The organism is Eikenella exigua, assembly GCF_008805035.1.
Lineage (GTDB): Bacteria > Pseudomonadota > Gammaproteobacteria > Burkholderiales > Neisseriaceae > Eikenella > Eikenella exigua.
Genome location: NZ_CP038018.1, coordinates 838,218 through 854,804, shown reverse-complemented (window position 1 = coordinate 854,804; position 16,587 = coordinate 838,218). Strand labels below are relative to the sequence as shown.

Sequence of the window (16,587 nt, the reverse complement as noted above, 5' to 3'; positions counted from 1 at the left end):
TTCATTCTTGCCGTCAATTTGAATAAATATATAAATATCATTAAGTTACACAGATTTCCTAGCCATAAAACCGCCGGCAGGCTATAATTACGCTGCCAGCATATGCCGGCAGCCTTGCCAAGCCGGCGAAACCATTTAGGGAGAATACAGTTATGATGGTCTTATACTCAGGCATCACCTGCCCGTTCAGCCACCGCTGCCGCTTCGTGCTATATGAAAAAGGCATGGATTTCGAAATCAAAGACGTAGATATCTTCAATAAACCCGAAGACCTCTCCGTGATGAACCCCTACAACCAAGTTCCCGTATTGGTTGAACGCGACCTCATCTTGTTTGAGTCCAACATCATCAACGAATACATCGACGAACGCTTTCCCCACCCGCAGCTCATGCCCGGCGATCCCGTGATGCGCGGCCGTGGCCGCTTAGTCTTGTTCCGCATGGAAAAAGAGCTGTTCAGCCACGTGCAGAAACTCGAAAACCCTGATACATCAGCCAAAGAGCAGGCCAAAGCGCGCGAAGCCATCAGCCAAGGCCTTACCCTGCTCGCTCCCGCCTTCTCTAAAAACAAATATGTACTGGGCGACGACTTCTCCGTGATCGACGTGGCCATCGCCCCCCTCCTGTGGCGGCTCGACCACTACGGCATCAAACTGGGCAAATCTGCCGCCCCCATCCTGAAATACGCCGAGCGCATTTTCCAGCGTGAATCCTTTATCGCCGCGCTCACTGCTGCCGAAAAAGCCATGCGCCGCTAGGCATATAGCTGAAATAATTATTTTTTCATACAAGGCGGCAAGCCGCAGACGGTACAGGTAGTACGGTAAGGCGAGCCAACGCAGTAGGAAGAAATAAGTATTTTAGCTATATGTTTTTCAGGTAGCCCTTCGCCACACAGGAATCTTGCTCATGAACCCCACCCTTAAACCCTACCTTGTCCGCGCCCTGCATGAATGGTGCAGCGACCAAGGACACACTCCCTACATACAAGTATGGGTGAACGAACACACCCGTGTGCCCATGCAGTTTGTGAAAGATAACCAAATCATCCTCAATATCGGCGCCACCGCCTGTGCCGGCCTTTCCATCGATAACGACTGGGTCAGCTTCACCGCCCGCTTCGGCGGCGTGGCGCATGACATTTGGATTCCAGTCAGCCATATCGGCACCCTCTATGCCCGCGAAACCGGCGAAGGCATGAATTTCGATATCACTCCCTACGAACCCGGCACTCCACCCGAACCTGAAGCTGGCGGCAGCAGAAAAGACAGCAAACCCACCGGCAAACACAAAGGCCTGAAGCTGGTGAAATAACGCCATCACGGTCAAACTAAAGGCTACCTGGAAACTGAAAATCGGTTTCCAGGTAGCCTTTAGTATATATCGCCTATTTCCCTTTACGCCGTTCAGCCTGCCGCTGGGCACGTTTGGCTTGCAGGTGAGCTTCTTCTTCGCGGGCGGCAGCGAGCCAGGTTTGCCATTGCTCGGGGGTTTCGAGGGTGATGCGGCCGATTTGGCCGTCGCGAAAATCGGTGAGGGTGTTTTCAGCGGCTTTTTGGTAGTTGATGCGGCCGCCGCCAAGCAGGGCACCGCGCCGGCGGCCGATCCATTCGAGCCAGTCGGTGTCTTGCCAGCTTTGGCTTTCTTCCGGATCGGCTTGGTAACGTGCTTGCAGCTGGGGCAGGTAGTGCTGGCGCAGGTAGTTGAGCAGCTCGAGGGCGACGGTTTCTTCGTCCAGCGCATTGCGGCCTACTGCGCCGCTGGCGGCGAGGTTGTAGCCGCTTTGCGGAACGATGATTTTCGGCCACAGCATGCCGGGGGTGTCGTAGAGCCAGAAGTCGTCGGCAAGCAGCAGGCGTTGTTCGGTTTTGGTGATGCCGGGTTCGTTGCCGGTTTTAGCAGATTTTTTACCGATCATGCCGTTGATAAGGGTGGACTTGCCCACGTTGGGAATGCCGCAGATAAGCACACGCAAGGGGCGATCGATTCCTTGTCGGTGAGGGACGAGAGCACGGCAGGCGGCAGTGATCTTTTGGGCGGCCTGGCGTTCGGAAGCATCAAGGGCAATGGCACTGGTGTTGGACCGGTTTTGCAATTCAGCAAGCCACATGCGGGTAAGCTCGGGGTCGGCAATGTCTTGTTTGTTTAGTAGATAAAGTTTAGGTTTGCCGCGTGAGAGTTGGGCAAGCAGGGGATTTTGGCTGGAGGCAGGCAGGCGGGCATCCAGCATTTCGATGACCATATCGGTGCTTCTCAGCCGCTCAATGAGGGCTTTTTTGGTTTTGTACATATGGCCGGGAAACCATTGGATGCTCATGATGTTTTCTTTCTGTGGGTTTCAGGTGGCCTGTTTGATGTTTTAGGCTACCTGAAAACTCAAACCTTAACAGAACCAATCCTTTGTTTTTACACATGGTGAGCAGCGGTGGCGGGAAGCTGGCGATGGCGCACCCACACGGGGTAGTCGCGCAAGCGTTCGGCCACGGCTTCGGCCACGAATACAGAGCGGTGCTGGCCGCCGGTGCAGCCGATGCCGACCACAAGCATATGCACGCAGGTTTGGCGGGCGTATTCTGGCAGCCAGCGGTTTAGGTAGCCGCTGATGTCGGCCACCATCTGCTGCACGATTTTGAATTGAGCAAAATAGGCACGCACGGCTTCATCGCGGCCGGTTAGCGGGCGCAGGTTTTCATCGTAATACGGGTTGGGTAAGGCTCGGGTGTCGAAAAGGAAATCCAAATCCAGCGGTGTGCCGTATTTGAAACCGAATGATTCAATCACCACCTGCAAACCACCGTGGCTGAGGGCGAGCCATTCTTGGATGCGGAATTTCAAATCACCGATGCCGTCGTGGGAATTGTTGATACAAAAGGCGAAACTCTGCCACGGCTGGAGCATCTGCCGCTCAGCTGCTATGCTTTCGCCCAGGGTGAGGGTGTTGGCGGCAAGGGGATGACGGCGGCCATGACGGTCGAGCCGGCGGATGAGGGTGGCGGTGTCGGTATCGAGAAACAACAGGCGTAGGGGATGGCCTTGGCGGCGTATGGCGCGCAGGCAATTTTGGATGTAGTCTTGAGGATAAGGCAGGCGGATATCGAGGCTGATGGCCAGCTTACTGATTTGGCTGGCGGCAGATTGAGCTACCAATTGGGGCAGGAGCGAGGGCGGAATGTTGTCCACGCAAGTGAAGCCCATGTCATTGAGCAGTTTTAAGGCAACTGTTTTTCCCGAGCCGGTGAGCCCGCTAATCAGCACTATTCTCATGGATGCGTTCGTTTTCCCTCAGCATGGCGGTATGGCGTTCTAAAAATTCTTTGGTACTGTCTTTGCCACGCGCCTGCAGAATATAGTTGCGCACCGCTGCTTCCACTAGCACGGCGAGGTTGCGACCGACAGCCACTGGCAGAGTAACCGAACGCACGGCCACGTTGAGGACGGTTTCGGTTTCGCTCTGGATGGAAAGGCGGTCGAGCGTTTTCATGTAGTTGTCGTCGGCCAGCGTAAGATTGATGATGAGTTTGAGCTGTTTGGAGGGCAGCACGGCGGTTTCACCGAAGATGGTACGGATATTGAGCACGCCCAAGCCGCGTACTTCGAGAAAATCGCGCAACACGGCCGGGCAGCGGCCTTCCAGCGTTTCCGGGCCGGTGCGGTAAAGTTCCACCGAGTCGTCGGCCACCAGGCCGTGTCCGCGCGAAATCAGCTCCAAGGCCAGCTCACTCTTGCCCAAGCCGGACGCGCCCATCAGCAGTACGCCGATTTCAAACACATCAAGAAACACACCGTGCTTCACGGTAGAGGTAGCCAATACGCGTTGTAGGTAAATCCGCAGCACGTCCATCAAAAATGGGCTTTCGGTTTTAGAAGTAAGCAACGGCACGTTGTGCGTGTGGCAATAATCGCGCAGCATGAAGGGCACAGGCAAATCATTGGCCACAATCACCAGAGCGATGCTTAAATCGAAGAGTTCGTCCAAACTCTCTCTCACTTCGCCGCCGGCCATCTTATCCAAATAAGCCACTTCGGCCACACCCAACACCTGCACCTGATTGGGGTGGATAAAATTCAAATGCCCCACCAGCGCCAGCACGGGTTTATCGGCATCCACGCTGATGCGGTTGTCTGCGCCCGCCGTGCCGGCCGACCAAGCCAAACTCAGCTTGGCCTGGTTGTCTTGATAGAGCTTGCGCACGGAGATGCTGGGCATGGGTGTCCTATTGGTTATGCGGTGAGGATGCGGTGGGCGGCTTCGGTGTTTTCGGCAACTAAAATCTGCTCGCGCACGGCTTTGTCAGAAAGCTTGATGGCTAAGGCCGACAACACTTCCAAATGCTCGCCGGAAGCGTTTTCCGGCACCAGTAGCACAAACACCAGCGACACCGGCTTGCCGTCGGGCGCATCGAAATCCACAGCTTCTTTCAAGCGGATAAACGCGCCGGTGGCCGCTTGCACTTCGGCATGCCGGCCATGCGGGATGGCCACGCCGTGCCCCAGCGCGGTGGTGCCGAGCTTTTCGCGCGCAAACAGGCATTCAAACACAGCGGCGCGGCTCAGGCCGGATTCGCTTTCCAGCAGCAGGCCGGCTTCTTCAAACAGGCGTTTTTTGCTGCTCACTTCCAAATCCAGCACAATATGCGATACGGGCAGGATATTGCCGATTAGGCTCATGGTTACTTCTCTCGCATAAAAATACATTCAAAGTTGGAATTGTACCTGTGCTGCCACCGAAGGGCAATTTTGTGCCCGGCGGCCAAGTTTTCAGGCAGTCTTTTAGCCGCCGCTGTAATGTGCCAGCAAAACAAGCTACAAAGCTCAGCTGATTCGGTTGCTGGATTAAGGATACTTTAAAACAGGCTTCCCAGTTGCGGCTACGGATGGCGCGATATTGGCCGCATTGGTGCCACATCACATAAACAAGCGCGAACCAATACGGCCAGCGGGCGTGAATGGCGCAGCCAGTAGTGGCATCAGCAGCACAAACAACGTGTGGCATAGCCTGCAGGTATAGGCGGGCAGCTACCGCACAAGGCCAGTATTAAGAGTAGCGCTTTGCGCGTGCTCACTTTGCCGGTGGCAAATGGGCAGTTTTGGGTGCGCGCCACCGTACCGTCGAAATTACGATCGGCAAAATCATTAATCACACAGCCGGCTCTGAGTATCAGAAATGTGTCGAGCACGAAGACAAGGAATGCCGAAATCAGGCAGCCACCGGCGGCCATCCACAGAATCCACAGAGCCCACAAGGCGGCCACAGCAAAAGCAACGTGCCAATGGGCCTTGTCGGCACGCATCACTATAAGTAAACAGCCAAGCGGGCGGCTTGGTGCAGAGTAAGAAAGGAAAGGCACAAGGGTCCTTGGGGGCGTTATTTCAGGTAGCCTCTTCCACAGCCAAAAGGCTACCTGAAATAACGTCTGCTGCAACGCACTGCCCTACTCTGCCAAAAAGCGCACCAATTCCGGCACAAACCCTTCAGTCAGCACCATATCAGGCAGCGCAGGGCGGCGGAAACGGTGGGCGGCTCGGGCTGCCAAAGCAGCGGCGGCAGGGTGTGTGGAAAGGCTGTCATTTGTTTGTGTTATTGAAACCATGCTTTTCAGGTAGCCTCTGCGGCTGCCAGGCATTAAGATGCGAATTTTATCAGAGAATAAGGAGGGCAAGATGAACCTGATTTTATGGCGGCACGCCGAAGCTGAAGATGGCGTACCCGATTTGGAACGCAGCCTCACCGACAAAGGCCGGCGGCAGGCCGATGCGGCTGCCCGGTGGCTGCGCCCATATCTGAACAGCCGGGTGGAAGTATGGGCTTCGCAAGCACTGCGCAGCCGGCAAACTGCCGAAACGCTCGGCCTGCCCTATGCCGTGAAACCCGAGCTTAATCCGATTAACCATGTGGAAGAGCTGCCCGCGCTGATTGCCGCGCATAAAGGGGCGGATTATTTGATACTGGTGGGGCACCAACCCTGGCTGGGGCAGCTGTGCAGCTATCTGCTCAACGGCGGCTGGCTGGCCGGACAATATTGGTCGGTGAAAAAATCCAGCATTTGGTGGTTTGGCGTGAAGGTTGATGAAGGCGGCAGGCTCTGTGCCAAACTGAAAGCCGCAATGACCCCGCAGCTGCTATTGCCGGAAGATTAAACTTGAAACCTGCCGCTGCCGTGCCCATTTGTGCCGTATCCAATGCAAGGAGTTTGCCATGAATCAAGACAACCCTGTCCGCCCCGAAGATTTCGTGCCGGAATTCCGCCGTCGCCGTTTCGAGCCAGACGGCTTTTTGCGCAAACTGCGCCGTTTCGCACTGCGGCTGGGGCGGCCGGTGGTGGAGCAGCTGTATGCGCTGTATTTCCTGTTTCAATCGCCCGCCGTGCCCAAACGCGCCAAACTGATTATCGTGGGCGCACTGGTGTATTTCGTCAGCCCCATCGACAGCATCCCCGACCTGCTCGGCCCGCTGGGCTTCAGCGACGACATCGCCGTGATCACGCTGGTATACGCGCAGATGAAGGATTATCTGACGGAGGAAATCAAAATCCGCGCCTGTGCCGCGGCAGAACGGCTGGTGCGGAAGTAGGCTTGGTTATACCCAGAAAGGCTACCTGAAACCATAACTTAGGATTTTCAGGTAGCCTCTCCCAGCATGGCGGAGTATACTGCGCCGCATTTTATTGATAGGGCAAACCAGCCATGAAAATTATCCATACCATTAAAGAACTGCGCAACTGGCGCCGCGATGCCGGCAGCGTAGCATTCGTGCCCACCATGGGCAACTTGCACGAAGGGCACCTGGCCTTGGTGCGCGAAGCGGCCAAACGGGCCGACAAGGTGGTAGTGAGCATTTTTGTCAACCGCCTGCAATTTGGCCAAGGCGAGGATTTCGACCGCTACCCGCGCACACTGGAGCAGGATGCCGCCAAACTGGCCGGCGAAGGCGTAGCCATACTCTTCGCGCCGAGCGAGCAAGAGCTGTATCCGCACGTGGCTCAGCAATACAACGTGGAGCCGCCCCATCTGCAAAACGAACTGTGCGGCGCATTCCGCCCGGGGCATTTCCGCGGCGTAGCCACCGTGGTGGCCAAGCTATTCAACATTGTTGAGCCCGATTACGCCTGCTTCGGCAAAAAAGATTACCAACAGCTGGCCATCCTGCAAGGCATGGCTGCCGATTTGAATTTCCGGGTGGAAATCGTGCCCGTGGACATCGGCCGTGCCACCGACGGCCTGGCGCTCTCCAGCCGCAACCAATACCTGAGCGAGGCCGAACGCAAACAAGCCCCGCAGCTCTACCGCGAATTGCAGGCCATTGCCCGCGCAGTGGAAAACGGCAACCGCGACTATGCCGCACTGGAACAACAGGCGGCGGAAAATTTGAAACAAGCCGGCTGGCAGGTGGACTATGTGGAACTCCGCCACGCAGGCAATCTTCAGGTAGCCCATGTTGGCGACAGCGAACTGGTGGTGTTGGCCGCCGCCCGTTTGGGCAGTACGCGCCTCATCGACAATATCGAAATCCGCCTCTAATTAGCCATCCTGCCGCCCGCATATTGCGGGCGGAGATCTTTGAAAACCTTAGATTTGAGCACCAATCAAAGCGACAGCATCACAGAACGCACAGACATATCATTACAGATAAGCAGGTGTTCGGGGGAACGCATCGCGCAGAAATGTGTCAAAGTTGAGAATTTTACGAAGGCCGCCAGGTTTAATTTCGGCGGGAAACACGTTAAAATACCAATCTTTGCGCCAAATTCGGGAGCTGCTGTTTATGTTTTTAGTTTTTCTGCTGATTCTGTTGTTGGCTGGCATCGCCGCGCTCTTGTGGTGGCGTGCGCGCGAAGAGCGCGAATGGCTGCTGGAGTTTACCTATCTCAACCGGCACCAAAACAACAAGCAATCCACTGATATCGAAGTGGAAAACACCCCGCAGCAACAGCCTGCCCGCCCCAACGTGCTGCCGCAGCGTGCGCAAACCCAAGTGAAGCTGCATTATCAAAAAGTGCAAGACGAATTGCAGCGCAAAATCGAGCTGCTTGCCGGTAGTGTGAAGAAAAAAGCACGCCGCCGTAACGTGAGCGAAAACCAAGAAGAACTACCGATTTTCAGCCCCGCCGAAGAAGAAACGGCCGTAACGGAAGCAACTGCCCTGTTGCCAGAAATCACCATTGATGCCACTGCTGAGCAGGTTGAAAATGCTGAAAGCTCTCACACCACCGAAACCGAAGCCAAAACTGCCGCCGAGCCGGAAATCCACGATTTATCCGCTCCCGACGCCAATTTGCCGGTTATCACCGAAGCCGAGGCCACCCGCCACAGGCTACCTGAAAATATCGAAAACGAAGAAAACCAACCCGAGTCGAGCATCATTTCTCTTTCCGAGGCCACGCGTATGCTACATAAAAACGAAGCAGCCGAAGCCAAACCGCTGGAAACCGTGGTGCTGAACTGGCCGATAAAAGCCCCCTCTTCCGCTGCCGAGCCGCGCGAAGAAATCACTCCGGCCGATCCCGCTGTGCAGTATGTGCGCGAAAAAATCCAAGCACACCTACCGCCCGTGGCCGAACCTGCGCCTGAAGAGCCTGCCGAAGAGCGGCACACCATCAGCCCCGACGACATCCGCAACAATCTCCTGCGTCAGCGCCTGCGTGCGCGCAGGCAGCCCCAGCCCGCGCCCCAACCGGTCATCACCCAGCAGCAGCCTGATTTGCCGGTAATCAATGAAGATGAAATTTTGGCTAATCTGGCTAAAACCGATGCCCCGGCCAACCGCCAGCGCAGCCGCTTCAAACGCCAAACCGTGCGTGAGAGTGTGATTCCTGCCGCCGCGCGCGTGAACCACAGCCAGGGCGCGCAAGTGCCGACGGCTATGCCGCCTCAGCAAACTCAGCCGCTGCCGATTTCCACCCGCTTCACCCCTTTCAATCATGGCGCTGCGCCCGAAAGCCCTGACGCCCCGCCCGCTGAGGAGGAGTCGGCGCCGGCTGCCGAACAGCCGCCGCTTTTTTCTCCGCAAAGCACTGTTGAAGACAGCCCGCCTTGGAGCTTAACTGAAACTGTGAGCGACGATACCGCTGAAACGTATTCAGACACCGCCGACCAATCTGGTGCCCAATATCACTTCCGTCCCGACCTCTCGCTCACCGAGCAAGCACCGGCTGCCGAACCCGCCATCGAGTTCGACAACGGCAACGAATGGCAGCAAGCCTTAGAGCAAGGGGCAGCCGAAGCCCAGGAGCAAGCCACGTGGGCAATCCCTACGCCCACTGCCGCGCCCGGCATCCCTCCCCTGCCCGACCTGCCGCCGCAGCCCACGCCGATTTCGACTGTTTCCGCCGTATCGTATGCCGATTTCGGCCACTATCATGTGCCGATGAACGAGCTGCTCCTGCCGCCGCAATACGATAATGAAGCCACTCTCAGCGAAAAGCAGCTGCTGGACAACAGCATCAAAATCGAAGAAAAACTGGCCGAGTTCCGCGTGAAAGTAAACGTGGTGGATGCTTATGCCGGCCCGGTGATTACCCGCTACGAAATCGAGCCCGATGTAGGCGTGCGTGGCAACTCGGTGATTAACCTGGAAAAAGACCTTGCCCGCTCGCTCGGCGTGGCTGTCATCCGCGTAGTGGAAACCATCCCGGGCAAAACTTGTATGGGCTTAGAGCTGCCTAATCCCAAACGGCAGATGATTCGCCTAAGCGAAGTATTCAACTCACCAGTGTTTGCCAAAAGCAAATCTAAGCTCACCCTCGCGCTGGGTCAGGACATCACCGGCCAGCCGGTGGTAACCGACCTCGCCAAAGCCCCGCATCTCTTGGTGGCCGGCACCACCGGCTCGGGCAAATCCGTGGGCGTGAACGCCATGATTTTGTCGCTGCTATTCAAGGCCACGCCCGACGAAGTGCGCATGATCATGATCGACCCGAAAATGCTCGAGCTCTCCGTGTATGAAGGCATCCCGCACCTGCTCGCACCGGTGGTAACCGACATGAAACTTGCCGCCAACGCACTCACCTGGTGCGTGAATGAAATGGAAAAACGCTACCGCCTAATGAGCCATGTCGGCGTGCGCAACCTCGCCGGCTACAACCAAAAAATCAAAGATGCCACCGCCCGCGGCGAACGGCTGGCCAACCCCTTCAGCCTCACTCCCGACAATACCGAACCTTTAATCCACCTGCCGCACATCGTGGTGATCGTGGACGAATTTGCCGATCTGATGATGACGTCCGGCAAAAAGATCGAAGAGCTGATTGCCCGCCTCGCCCAAAAAGCCCGCGCCGCCGGCATCCACCTCATTCTCGCCACCCAGCGCCCCAGCGTGGACGTGATTACCGGCCTGATTAAAGCCAACATCCCCACACGCATCGCCTTTCAGGTAGCCTCCAAAGTGGATAGCCGCACCATCATCGACCAAATGGGCGCAGAAAACCTGCTCGGTCAAGGTGATATGCTCTTCCTGCCGCCCGGTACCGGCTACCCGCAGCGCATCCACGGCGCCTTTGTGGCCGATAGCGAAGTGCAGCGCGTGGCCGAATACCTCAAAGGCTTCGGCGCACCCGACTATGTGGAAGACATCCTCACCTCCGGCGTAGGTAGCGACGATTTGTTCAGCAACGCCAACAGCGGCATCGGCGGCAACAGCGGCCAAGACCCCCTGTTCGACGAAGCAGTTGCCATCGTTTTGCGCACGCAGAAAGCCACCATCTCCTCCATCCAGCGCCACCTGCGCATCGGCTACAACAAAGCCGCCACCCTGGTGGACCAAATGGAAGCCGAAGGTATCGTCTCGCCTGCCGACACCAATGGTAAACGTACCATCCTCGCCCGGCCAGATCATTTGGACGACGGCGCATAGGGCCGGATAAGCTGGAAAAAGGCTACCTGAAGTTTCAGGTAGCCTTTTTCCATGCCGGGCTGAATAGATTGGGGTTGGCTATCAGCCTTTAAAACGAATAGCGGGCGTTGAAGAAGAAGTGGTTCATTGTAGGTACCGGCGGCGCGCAGGATGGTTTTATTGAACAAGTTGTTCATCCCGGCACACAGGCTGACAGTATCTCTCCAGTTGTAGCCGACGTTGAGCCCGAACACGTCGTAGCTGTCCAATTCGTGTTCCTTCAGCTTGCTGCCGCCGTTTTCGTAGTACACGTCGATGAATCGGGTGGGCCGAGAGCCGATTTTTTGGCGACTGTAGTGGGTGTAGGTGGCGTTTAAGTCCCATTCGGGAGTAATTTGTCAGTTGAGCGCGCTGCTGATGGTGTATTTGGGCACGATCGATACGTAATTGCCGTAGAACTTCTCTTCATTGCGGTGGAAATAGGTGAAGTTGGTGCTGAAGTTCAGCTTGTCGCGAATCAGCGGCAGGGTTACGTTGCCTTCGAATCCGGCGAGTACGGCTTTACCGCGGTTGACCCATTGGTACACGTTAGTGTAAGTAGAGAGAGGGGTGTCAGGTAGCCTGCTGTGCATCAGAGGCTACCTGAAAATGCTGCGTTATCTTGCCTGTGGCGTTACAGCCACAACCATGCCCATACGCGGCGGCCTTCGCTTTGCAGCAAAAGATAGGTGCGCACGGCGGCGGCGGTGTGCATGCATTCCACGCCGATGCCGCTTGCAGCGGCGGCAATGCGCGGGTGTAAAAACTGTTGCTGCTCGCCGGTGCCGATGAGGATTACTTCGGGCTCACTTGCGGCGGCGCGGGCTAGGTCTGCGGCTTGCAGTTCGGCTGCGGAGGGAAGGTTGACGGTTTGCACGCTACCGCTGCCGTCAAGCAATACGGCTTGGCGGTAGATGTGGCCGTCGATTTCGATTTGGCCGCATTGATAATTGCCGATATGGCAGGCGGAGGCGGGCTGGTGTTCTTGAATCAGCATAATTTGTTTGTGTTTGAATGGGTTGGAGGCTACCTGAAAGCATAGGCTGTAAGGAGATTGAAACGCTTGGCTTCGAGGCAGTGTGGTTAAAAGTGTAAGTGTTTCTATTAAAAGGTGTAAAAAGCGGGGTTTTCAGCTAAGATAGCGGCTTTCTGTCCGCTTTCGGATTTTAATTTTATTGTTTATCAGCTTGGCCGCCCGTATGGCAGGCCGGCATGTTCAGAGCAAAACGGCAAATTGGCGCTTGGCGCAGCCGTAATCATAACAAGGAGTCAGCATGCAACCAATTAGAATTGGCATCTTGGGGATGGGTACCGTCGGTGGCGGTACGGCCAAATTATTGTCGGAAAACGCGCAGGAAATCACGCGCCGCCTGGGGCGCGAAGTGCGTATCAGCATGGCTGCCAGCCACAACACTGGCTGCATCCGCAAATTATGTCCGCCGGATACCATAGTGTCAGATGATGTGTTTCAGGTAGCCCGCAGTGCGGATGTAGATATTGTGGTAGAGTTGATGGGCGGAACGGATACGGCACGCGAAGTGGTGCTGTGTGCCATCGAAAACGGCAAACACGTGGTTACCGCCAACAAAAAACTGCTGGCTGAATACGGCAATGAAATTTTCGCACTGGCGGCGGGAAAAAACGTGATGGTAATGTTTGAAGCAGCAGTGGCCGGCGGCATTCCGATTATCAAAGCCCTGCGAGAAGGCCTGGCCGCCAACCGTATCAAATCGGTGGTTGGCATCATCAACGGTACTAGTAACTTCATTCTGAGCAATATGCGCGCCCACGGCAGCCCGTTTGCCGAAGTGCTCAAGCAGGCACAGGAGCTGGGCTACGCCGAAGCCGACCCGACTTTCGACATCGGAGGCCACGATGCGGCGCACAAGCTGAGCATTATGTCTGCGCTGACCTTCGGCACGCCGATTAATTTCCAACACTGCTACTTGGAAGGCATTAACAAGCTGGAAAACCAAGACATTCGCTACGCCGAAGAGCTGGGCTACCGCATCAAGCTCTTGGCCATCTCCCGCAAAACCGAAGAAGGCATTGAATTGCGTGTACACCCCACACTCGTGCCCGAATGCCGTCTGCTGGCGCAGGTGGAAGGTGTGATGAATGCTGTACTGGTGCAATCAAACATGGTGGGTGAGACCCTGTATTACGGCGCCGGCGCTGGTGCAGCCCCCACTGCCAGCGCCGTGGTGGCCGACATCATTGACACCGCCCGCCTAATTCACGCTGCCAACGAACAGCGTGTGCCGCCTTTGGCTTTCCGCAACAACGAAGAGCTGTCCGTGCTGCCGATAAACGAAATCACCAGTAGCTACTACCTGCGTGTATCGGCACAAGACAGACCTGGCGTGGTGGCCGACATCGGCCGCATCCTTGCCGAACAGGACATCTCTATCGAAGCTCTTCTGCAAAAAGGCGTAATCAATCACGAAAATGCCGAAATCGTGATTCTCACCCACCAGTCTAAAGAAAAGCACATCAAGGCCGCTATCGCCAAAATCGAAGCACTGGAGCACGTTTTCCAGCCCGTGATGATGCTGCGCATGGAAAGCCTGCATGGCTGAGATTCAAGCTGATGAATCCGACCGCCACAAACGCTGCCCCCTCATCGGTTGGAATGTGGTAACGGTGGTGTTGACACTCGCCTTTGCCCTCATACCGCGCTCGCATCGTGGAAGCCTGTCCAAAATATACTCGCCGTACCGCAATGGCAAGCCAACTTGGCCAAACACGGCCTTGCCCCGGCCAAAGCGAGCGCGTGCTTGAACCCTACTGCTGCTGCCTGTGGAAAGAGCCGGTGCAAAAATTCAGCACGACGGAAGATCTCCGCAGCCTGCCGAAGCTTTCACCGAAACAGCAGTTAGACAAACTCGGCGGCAGCGAAGCCTTCCTGCAACAGCAAGAACAATGCCTGGCTGTGTATACCGGGCGTTGAAAATGAGAGCTTGGCCAGATTAAAGGCTACCTGGAAGATTCAAGTAACTTTTTTTAAGACGGCAAGCTGCCCTTATAAAAATGTGTTCTTAGCTACAGCAGAAGGCTACCTGAAATTTTTCAGGTAGCCTTCTTACCACAAACACCCTGCACCCTACCCATCTAAAATGCAGGCTGCTTTTCCTTACATCAAAATCAACTAAACAACAATCTTACCCACAGCCCCCGCATTTCCCGCATCCGCTGCTGCAATCAGGTTTCCTTTTTTTTGGTTTAAACACAAACTTCCGCAGCAGGAACACCACACAGGCGAGCATGATGATGGCGACTATAATAAATTGCATTTGAATTATCATAATATCCTTGAAGTAATTTGATACACGATAAAGGCCGCGAGGTAGGCGAGTGCGAACATATAGCCTGTAACCATAACAGTGTGTTTCAGAGATTTGGTTTCACGCTTGATAACTGCCAAAGTCGCGGCGCACATGGGGGCATACACATACCAGGCGAGAAAGGCGAAGGCAGTGGACAAGCCCCAGCTGGTGTGCACAATCGGAATCAGCGCGTTCTGCACCGCGTCTTCAGACGATGCGCCCACGGCATACACCGTGCCCAGCGCGGCCACGACCACTTCTCGCGCGGCGATGCCCGGAATCATGGCAATGCACATTTCCCAAGTGAAGCCCAGCGGGGCGAACAGCGGCTGGATGGCGTGGCCGAGCATACCGGCCAGGCTGTAATCGATTGCCGCGCCGGTTGCGCCTTCGGGCGGCGCAGGCCAGCTGACCAAGCCCCACAGAATCACAGTCAGCGCGAAAATAATCGTGCCGGCGCGCTTCAGGAAGGCTTTCACCCTGTCCCACAGGCTGGTCAGGATGTGTTTGAAGTTGGGCATACGGAAGGTGGGCAGTTCCATCAAGAGCGGGAACTGCTGCACGTTGCCCTTAATCCGCGCCAACCGTTTCATGATATACGCTGCCAGTGCCGCCGACAGGATGCCGGCAATGTACAGCACAAACAGCGTCAGCCCTTGCAGATTGAATATGCCAAGCACGGTTTGGTTGGGGATGACGGCGGCGATAATCAGCGCGTACACGGGCAGCCGCGCGGAACAGGTCAGCAACGGAGCAACGGCGATGGTGACCAACCGTTCGCGCGGGTCGTGGATGGTGCGGGCGGACATCACGGCAGGCACGGCACAGGCAAAGCTGGACAGCAGCGGAATGAACGAACGGCCGGATAAGCCGCTTTTCGCCATCACGTTATCCAGCAAAAATGCGGCGCGCGGCAGGTAGCCCGAGTCTTCCAGCAGCAGGATGAAGGCGAACAGGATGGTAATCTGCGGCAGGAACACCAGCACGCTGCCCGTGCCGGCAATCACGCCGTTCACGATTAAATCGTTCAAAATGCCGGGCTGCATATTGGCGGCCACCCATTCGCCCAGCCAGCCAAAACCGCCTTCGATGGCTTCCATAATCGGCGCGGCCCAAGTGTACACCGCTTGGAACACCATAAACAGGATGACCATCAGCAAAACCACGCCCCACACAGGATGCAGAACGATTTCGTCCAATTTTTTGTGCCAGGCGGGCAAAGTCATTTCCGTGCGCACCACTTGTGCCAAAATGGATTCGACTTCATGATAAAGCACATCGCTGTCCAATTCGTCCAACGTGCGTTCAGCAGAGGCAGGGTTGGCGGGGAACGAGCGTTTGCGCGGTAACTGCGCCACCGCTTCGCGCACCGCCTGCACGCCCGATGCGCTCACGGCCACGGTTTCCAGCACGGGCACACCCAACAGTTCGCTCAGTTTCGCCGCGTCGATATTCAACCCGCGCCGCTGCGCCACATCGCTCATGTTCAGCGACACCACCATCGGCAGTTTCAGCGTTTTCAGTTCCAAAATCATGCGCAGCGTCATGCGCAGGTTGGTCGCGTCGGCCACAGCAATGATGGCATCAGGCGGAATGCCGAGTTTGCCCACTGCCACATCTTTCGCCACCGCTTCGTCTGGGCTGGTGGTGCGCAGGCTGTATGTGCCGGGCAAATCGACAATGCGCACGGCTTCGTCGTCCAAAAACGCGCCTTCGCGCTTGTCCACCGTTACGCCCGGATAGTTGGCTACTTTGGCATGCGAACCAGTAAGCCCGTTGAACAAAACAGTTTTGCCGCAGTTCGGCGCACCGATGAGGGCGAAATAGCTCAGTTCCATCGTTGTTCCTTATTGTTTTTCTACTGTTTTTCCATCTGATTGCCATGTGCAGGCTGCTTTTGTTCCGCATCAACCAAATGGCACATAATCTTCCCCGCCTCATCGTGCCGCAGCGAAAACTGCGACTGGTTGCCCAAGCGCACCGCAAACGGCCCGCGCCCGAAGCCGCCCACGGCAATCACCTGCAAAGGCATGCCGCCGGAAAAGCCCAAATCCGCCAAACGGCGCGACACCAAGGCATCGAGTTCGCCGAACACGGGATTGGGGACAATGGAATCGATATGCGCAACCGCGCCTTTGCGCAGCTGAGAGAGTGGAGTGGTGGACATAGTTGGGCTTTCTGGAGCGGAGTTAGGAGGCCTAGAAAGAAATTGTTTTGATTATTCCTTGCCTAGGTTTACTGTGATAATAAATCTTATTAATATAGAACTCAAATTGGAAACTGCTATCATTCTAGTTTTATTAAGTAAATTATTGTGCCAAATCAAAAAAGAACGATTTTCCTGGTCAAGGCAAGATGATTTGATATGAAAGGCAAAACAAAAAGGCTTCCTGA

At 55.8% G+C, this 16,587-nt stretch carries 19 protein-coding genes; 8 read left to right on the top strand and 11 right to left on the bottom strand.

All coding sequences use genetic code 11. The features are described from left to right. Positions 1-152: 152 nt before the first annotated feature. Together EZJ17_RS04560 and EZJ17_RS04555 are read left to right on the top strand one after the other, a co-directional pair. Positions 153-758, top strand: a complete 606-nt coding sequence (locus EZJ17_RS04560; RefSeq protein ID WP_067439104.1) for a glutathione S-transferase N-terminal domain-containing protein — start codon at positions 153-155, stop codon at positions 756-758. 151 nt (positions 759-909) lie between these two features. Then, the gene (locus EZJ17_RS04555) at positions 910-1,314 is read left to right on the top strand and encodes a ClpXP protease specificity-enhancing factor (protein WP_067439107.1); all 405 of its coding nucleotides are present in this window, start codon (positions 910-912) and stop codon (positions 1,312-1,314) included. Positions 1,315-1,387: 73 nt separating this feature from the next. Here EZJ17_RS04555 and ylqF read toward each other — a convergent pair whose 3' ends face one another. From ylqF to EZJ17_RS10555, 5 genes are all read right to left on the bottom strand, one after another. Then, entirely contained in the window at positions 1,388-2,317 is a 930-nt protein-coding gene (gene ylqF, locus EZJ17_RS04550; RefSeq protein ID WP_067439110.1) for a ribosome biogenesis GTPase YlqF, read from the bottom strand. An 89-nt stretch (positions 2,318-2,406) separates the two neighbouring features. After that, positions 2,407-3,264 (bottom strand): RNase adapter RapZ, encoded by an 858-nt coding sequence (gene rapZ, locus EZJ17_RS04545; protein ID WP_067439113.1) that lies wholly within the window; start codon positions 3,262-3,264, stop codon positions 2,407-2,409. Continuing rightward, a complete protein-coding gene (gene hprK / locus EZJ17_RS04540) occupies positions 3,245-4,207 on the bottom strand; it encodes an HPr(Ser) kinase/phosphatase (RefSeq protein ID WP_067439116.1) in 963 nt (320 codons plus the stop codon). Before hprK ends, rapZ begins: the two co-directional genes overlap by 20 nt. A gap of 14 nt (positions 4,208-4,221) precedes the next feature. Next, the gene (gene ptsN / locus EZJ17_RS04535; RefSeq protein WP_067439119.1) at positions 4,222-4,668 is read right to left on the bottom strand and encodes a PTS IIA-like nitrogen regulatory protein PtsN; all 447 of its coding nucleotides are present in this window, start codon (positions 4,666-4,668) and stop codon (positions 4,222-4,224) included. A gap of 299 nt (positions 4,669-4,967) precedes the next feature. Next, positions 4,968-5,291 (bottom strand): UbiA family prenyltransferase, encoded by a 324-nt coding sequence (locus tag EZJ17_RS10555; RefSeq protein ID WP_067439122.1) that lies wholly within the window; start codon positions 5,289-5,291, stop codon positions 4,968-4,970. A 370-nt stretch (positions 5,292-5,661) separates the two neighbouring features. Between EZJ17_RS10555 and EZJ17_RS04525 the strand changes: the two genes are divergently transcribed. From EZJ17_RS04525 to EZJ17_RS04510, 4 genes are all read left to right on the top strand, one after another. Continuing rightward, positions 5,662-6,138 carry a SixA phosphatase family protein gene (locus EZJ17_RS04525; protein ID WP_067439125.1) on the top strand — a complete coding sequence of 159 codons (477 nt, stop codon included), beginning with the start codon at positions 5,662-5,664 and terminating at the stop codon, positions 6,136-6,138. A 58-nt stretch (positions 6,139-6,196) separates the two neighbouring features. Continuing rightward, positions 6,197-6,571 (top strand): YkvA family protein, encoded by a 375-nt coding sequence (locus tag EZJ17_RS04520; protein WP_067439131.1) that lies wholly within the window; start codon positions 6,197-6,199, stop codon positions 6,569-6,571. Between the two features lie 113 nt (positions 6,572-6,684). Continuing rightward, positions 6,685-7,518 carry a pantoate--beta-alanine ligase gene (gene panC, locus EZJ17_RS04515; RefSeq protein WP_067439134.1) on the top strand — a complete coding sequence of 278 codons (834 nt, stop codon included), beginning with the start codon at positions 6,685-6,687 and terminating at the stop codon, positions 7,516-7,518. A gap of 244 nt (positions 7,519-7,762) precedes the next feature. Continuing rightward, the gene (locus EZJ17_RS04510) at positions 7,763-10,849 is read left to right on the top strand and encodes a DNA translocase FtsK (RefSeq protein ID WP_151086237.1); all 3,087 of its coding nucleotides are present in this window, start codon (positions 7,763-7,765) and stop codon (positions 10,847-10,849) included. Here the strand turns inward: EZJ17_RS04510 and EZJ17_RS10880 are convergent. The 3 genes from EZJ17_RS10880 to EZJ17_RS04500 form a co-directional block, all read right to left on the bottom strand. Next, positions 10,828-11,139, bottom strand: a complete 312-nt coding sequence (locus tag EZJ17_RS10880; RefSeq protein ID WP_346265218.1) for a hypothetical protein — start codon at positions 11,137-11,139, stop codon at positions 10,828-10,830. The two genes, EZJ17_RS04510 and EZJ17_RS10880, sit on opposite strands and share 22 nt — an antisense overlap. Before the next feature lie 87 nt (positions 11,140-11,226). Continuing rightward, positions 11,227-11,460 carry a TonB-dependent receptor gene (locus EZJ17_RS10875; protein WP_231868022.1) on the bottom strand — a complete coding sequence of 78 codons (234 nt, stop codon included), beginning with the start codon at positions 11,458-11,460 and terminating at the stop codon, positions 11,227-11,229. Between the two features lie 41 nt (positions 11,461-11,501). Next, positions 11,502-11,864 carry an Mth938-like domain-containing protein gene (locus tag EZJ17_RS04500; RefSeq protein ID WP_067439146.1) on the bottom strand — a complete coding sequence of 121 codons (363 nt, stop codon included), beginning with the start codon at positions 11,862-11,864 and terminating at the stop codon, positions 11,502-11,504. Between the two features lie 277 nt (positions 11,865-12,141). Here EZJ17_RS04500 and EZJ17_RS04495 point away from each other — a divergent pair, with 277 nt between their 5' ends. After that, positions 12,142-13,446, top strand: a complete 1,305-nt coding sequence (locus EZJ17_RS04495) for a homoserine dehydrogenase (RefSeq protein ID WP_151086235.1) — start codon at positions 12,142-12,144, stop codon at positions 13,444-13,446. Positions 13,447-13,589: 143 nt separating this feature from the next. Beyond that, positions 13,590-13,817: a hypothetical protein gene (locus tag EZJ17_RS04490; RefSeq protein ID WP_151086233.1), complete on the top strand. Its 228-nt coding sequence runs from the start codon at positions 13,590-13,592 to the stop codon at positions 13,815-13,817. A 211-nt stretch (positions 13,818-14,028) separates the two neighbouring features. Here EZJ17_RS04490 and EZJ17_RS04485 read toward each other — a convergent pair whose 3' ends face one another. The 3 genes from EZJ17_RS04485 to EZJ17_RS04475 are packed head-to-tail and all read right to left on the bottom strand — an operon-like array spanning position 14,029 to position 16,360. After that, positions 14,029-14,160, bottom strand: coding sequence for a FeoB-associated Cys-rich membrane protein (locus EZJ17_RS04485; protein WP_082887630.1), 132 nt, complete (start codon positions 14,158-14,160; stop codon positions 14,029-14,031). An 8-nt stretch (positions 14,161-14,168) separates the two neighbouring features. Further along, on the bottom strand, positions 14,169-16,031 hold the full coding sequence (gene feoB / locus EZJ17_RS04480; protein WP_067444758.1) for a ferrous iron transporter B: 1,863 nt from the start codon (positions 16,029-16,031) through the stop codon (positions 14,169-14,171). Positions 16,032-16,051: 20 nt separating this feature from the next. Further along, positions 16,052-16,360: a FeoA family protein gene (locus EZJ17_RS04475; protein ID WP_067444756.1), complete on the bottom strand. Its 309-nt coding sequence runs from the start codon at positions 16,358-16,360 to the stop codon at positions 16,052-16,054. Positions 16,361-16,587 lie beyond the last annotated feature (227 nt).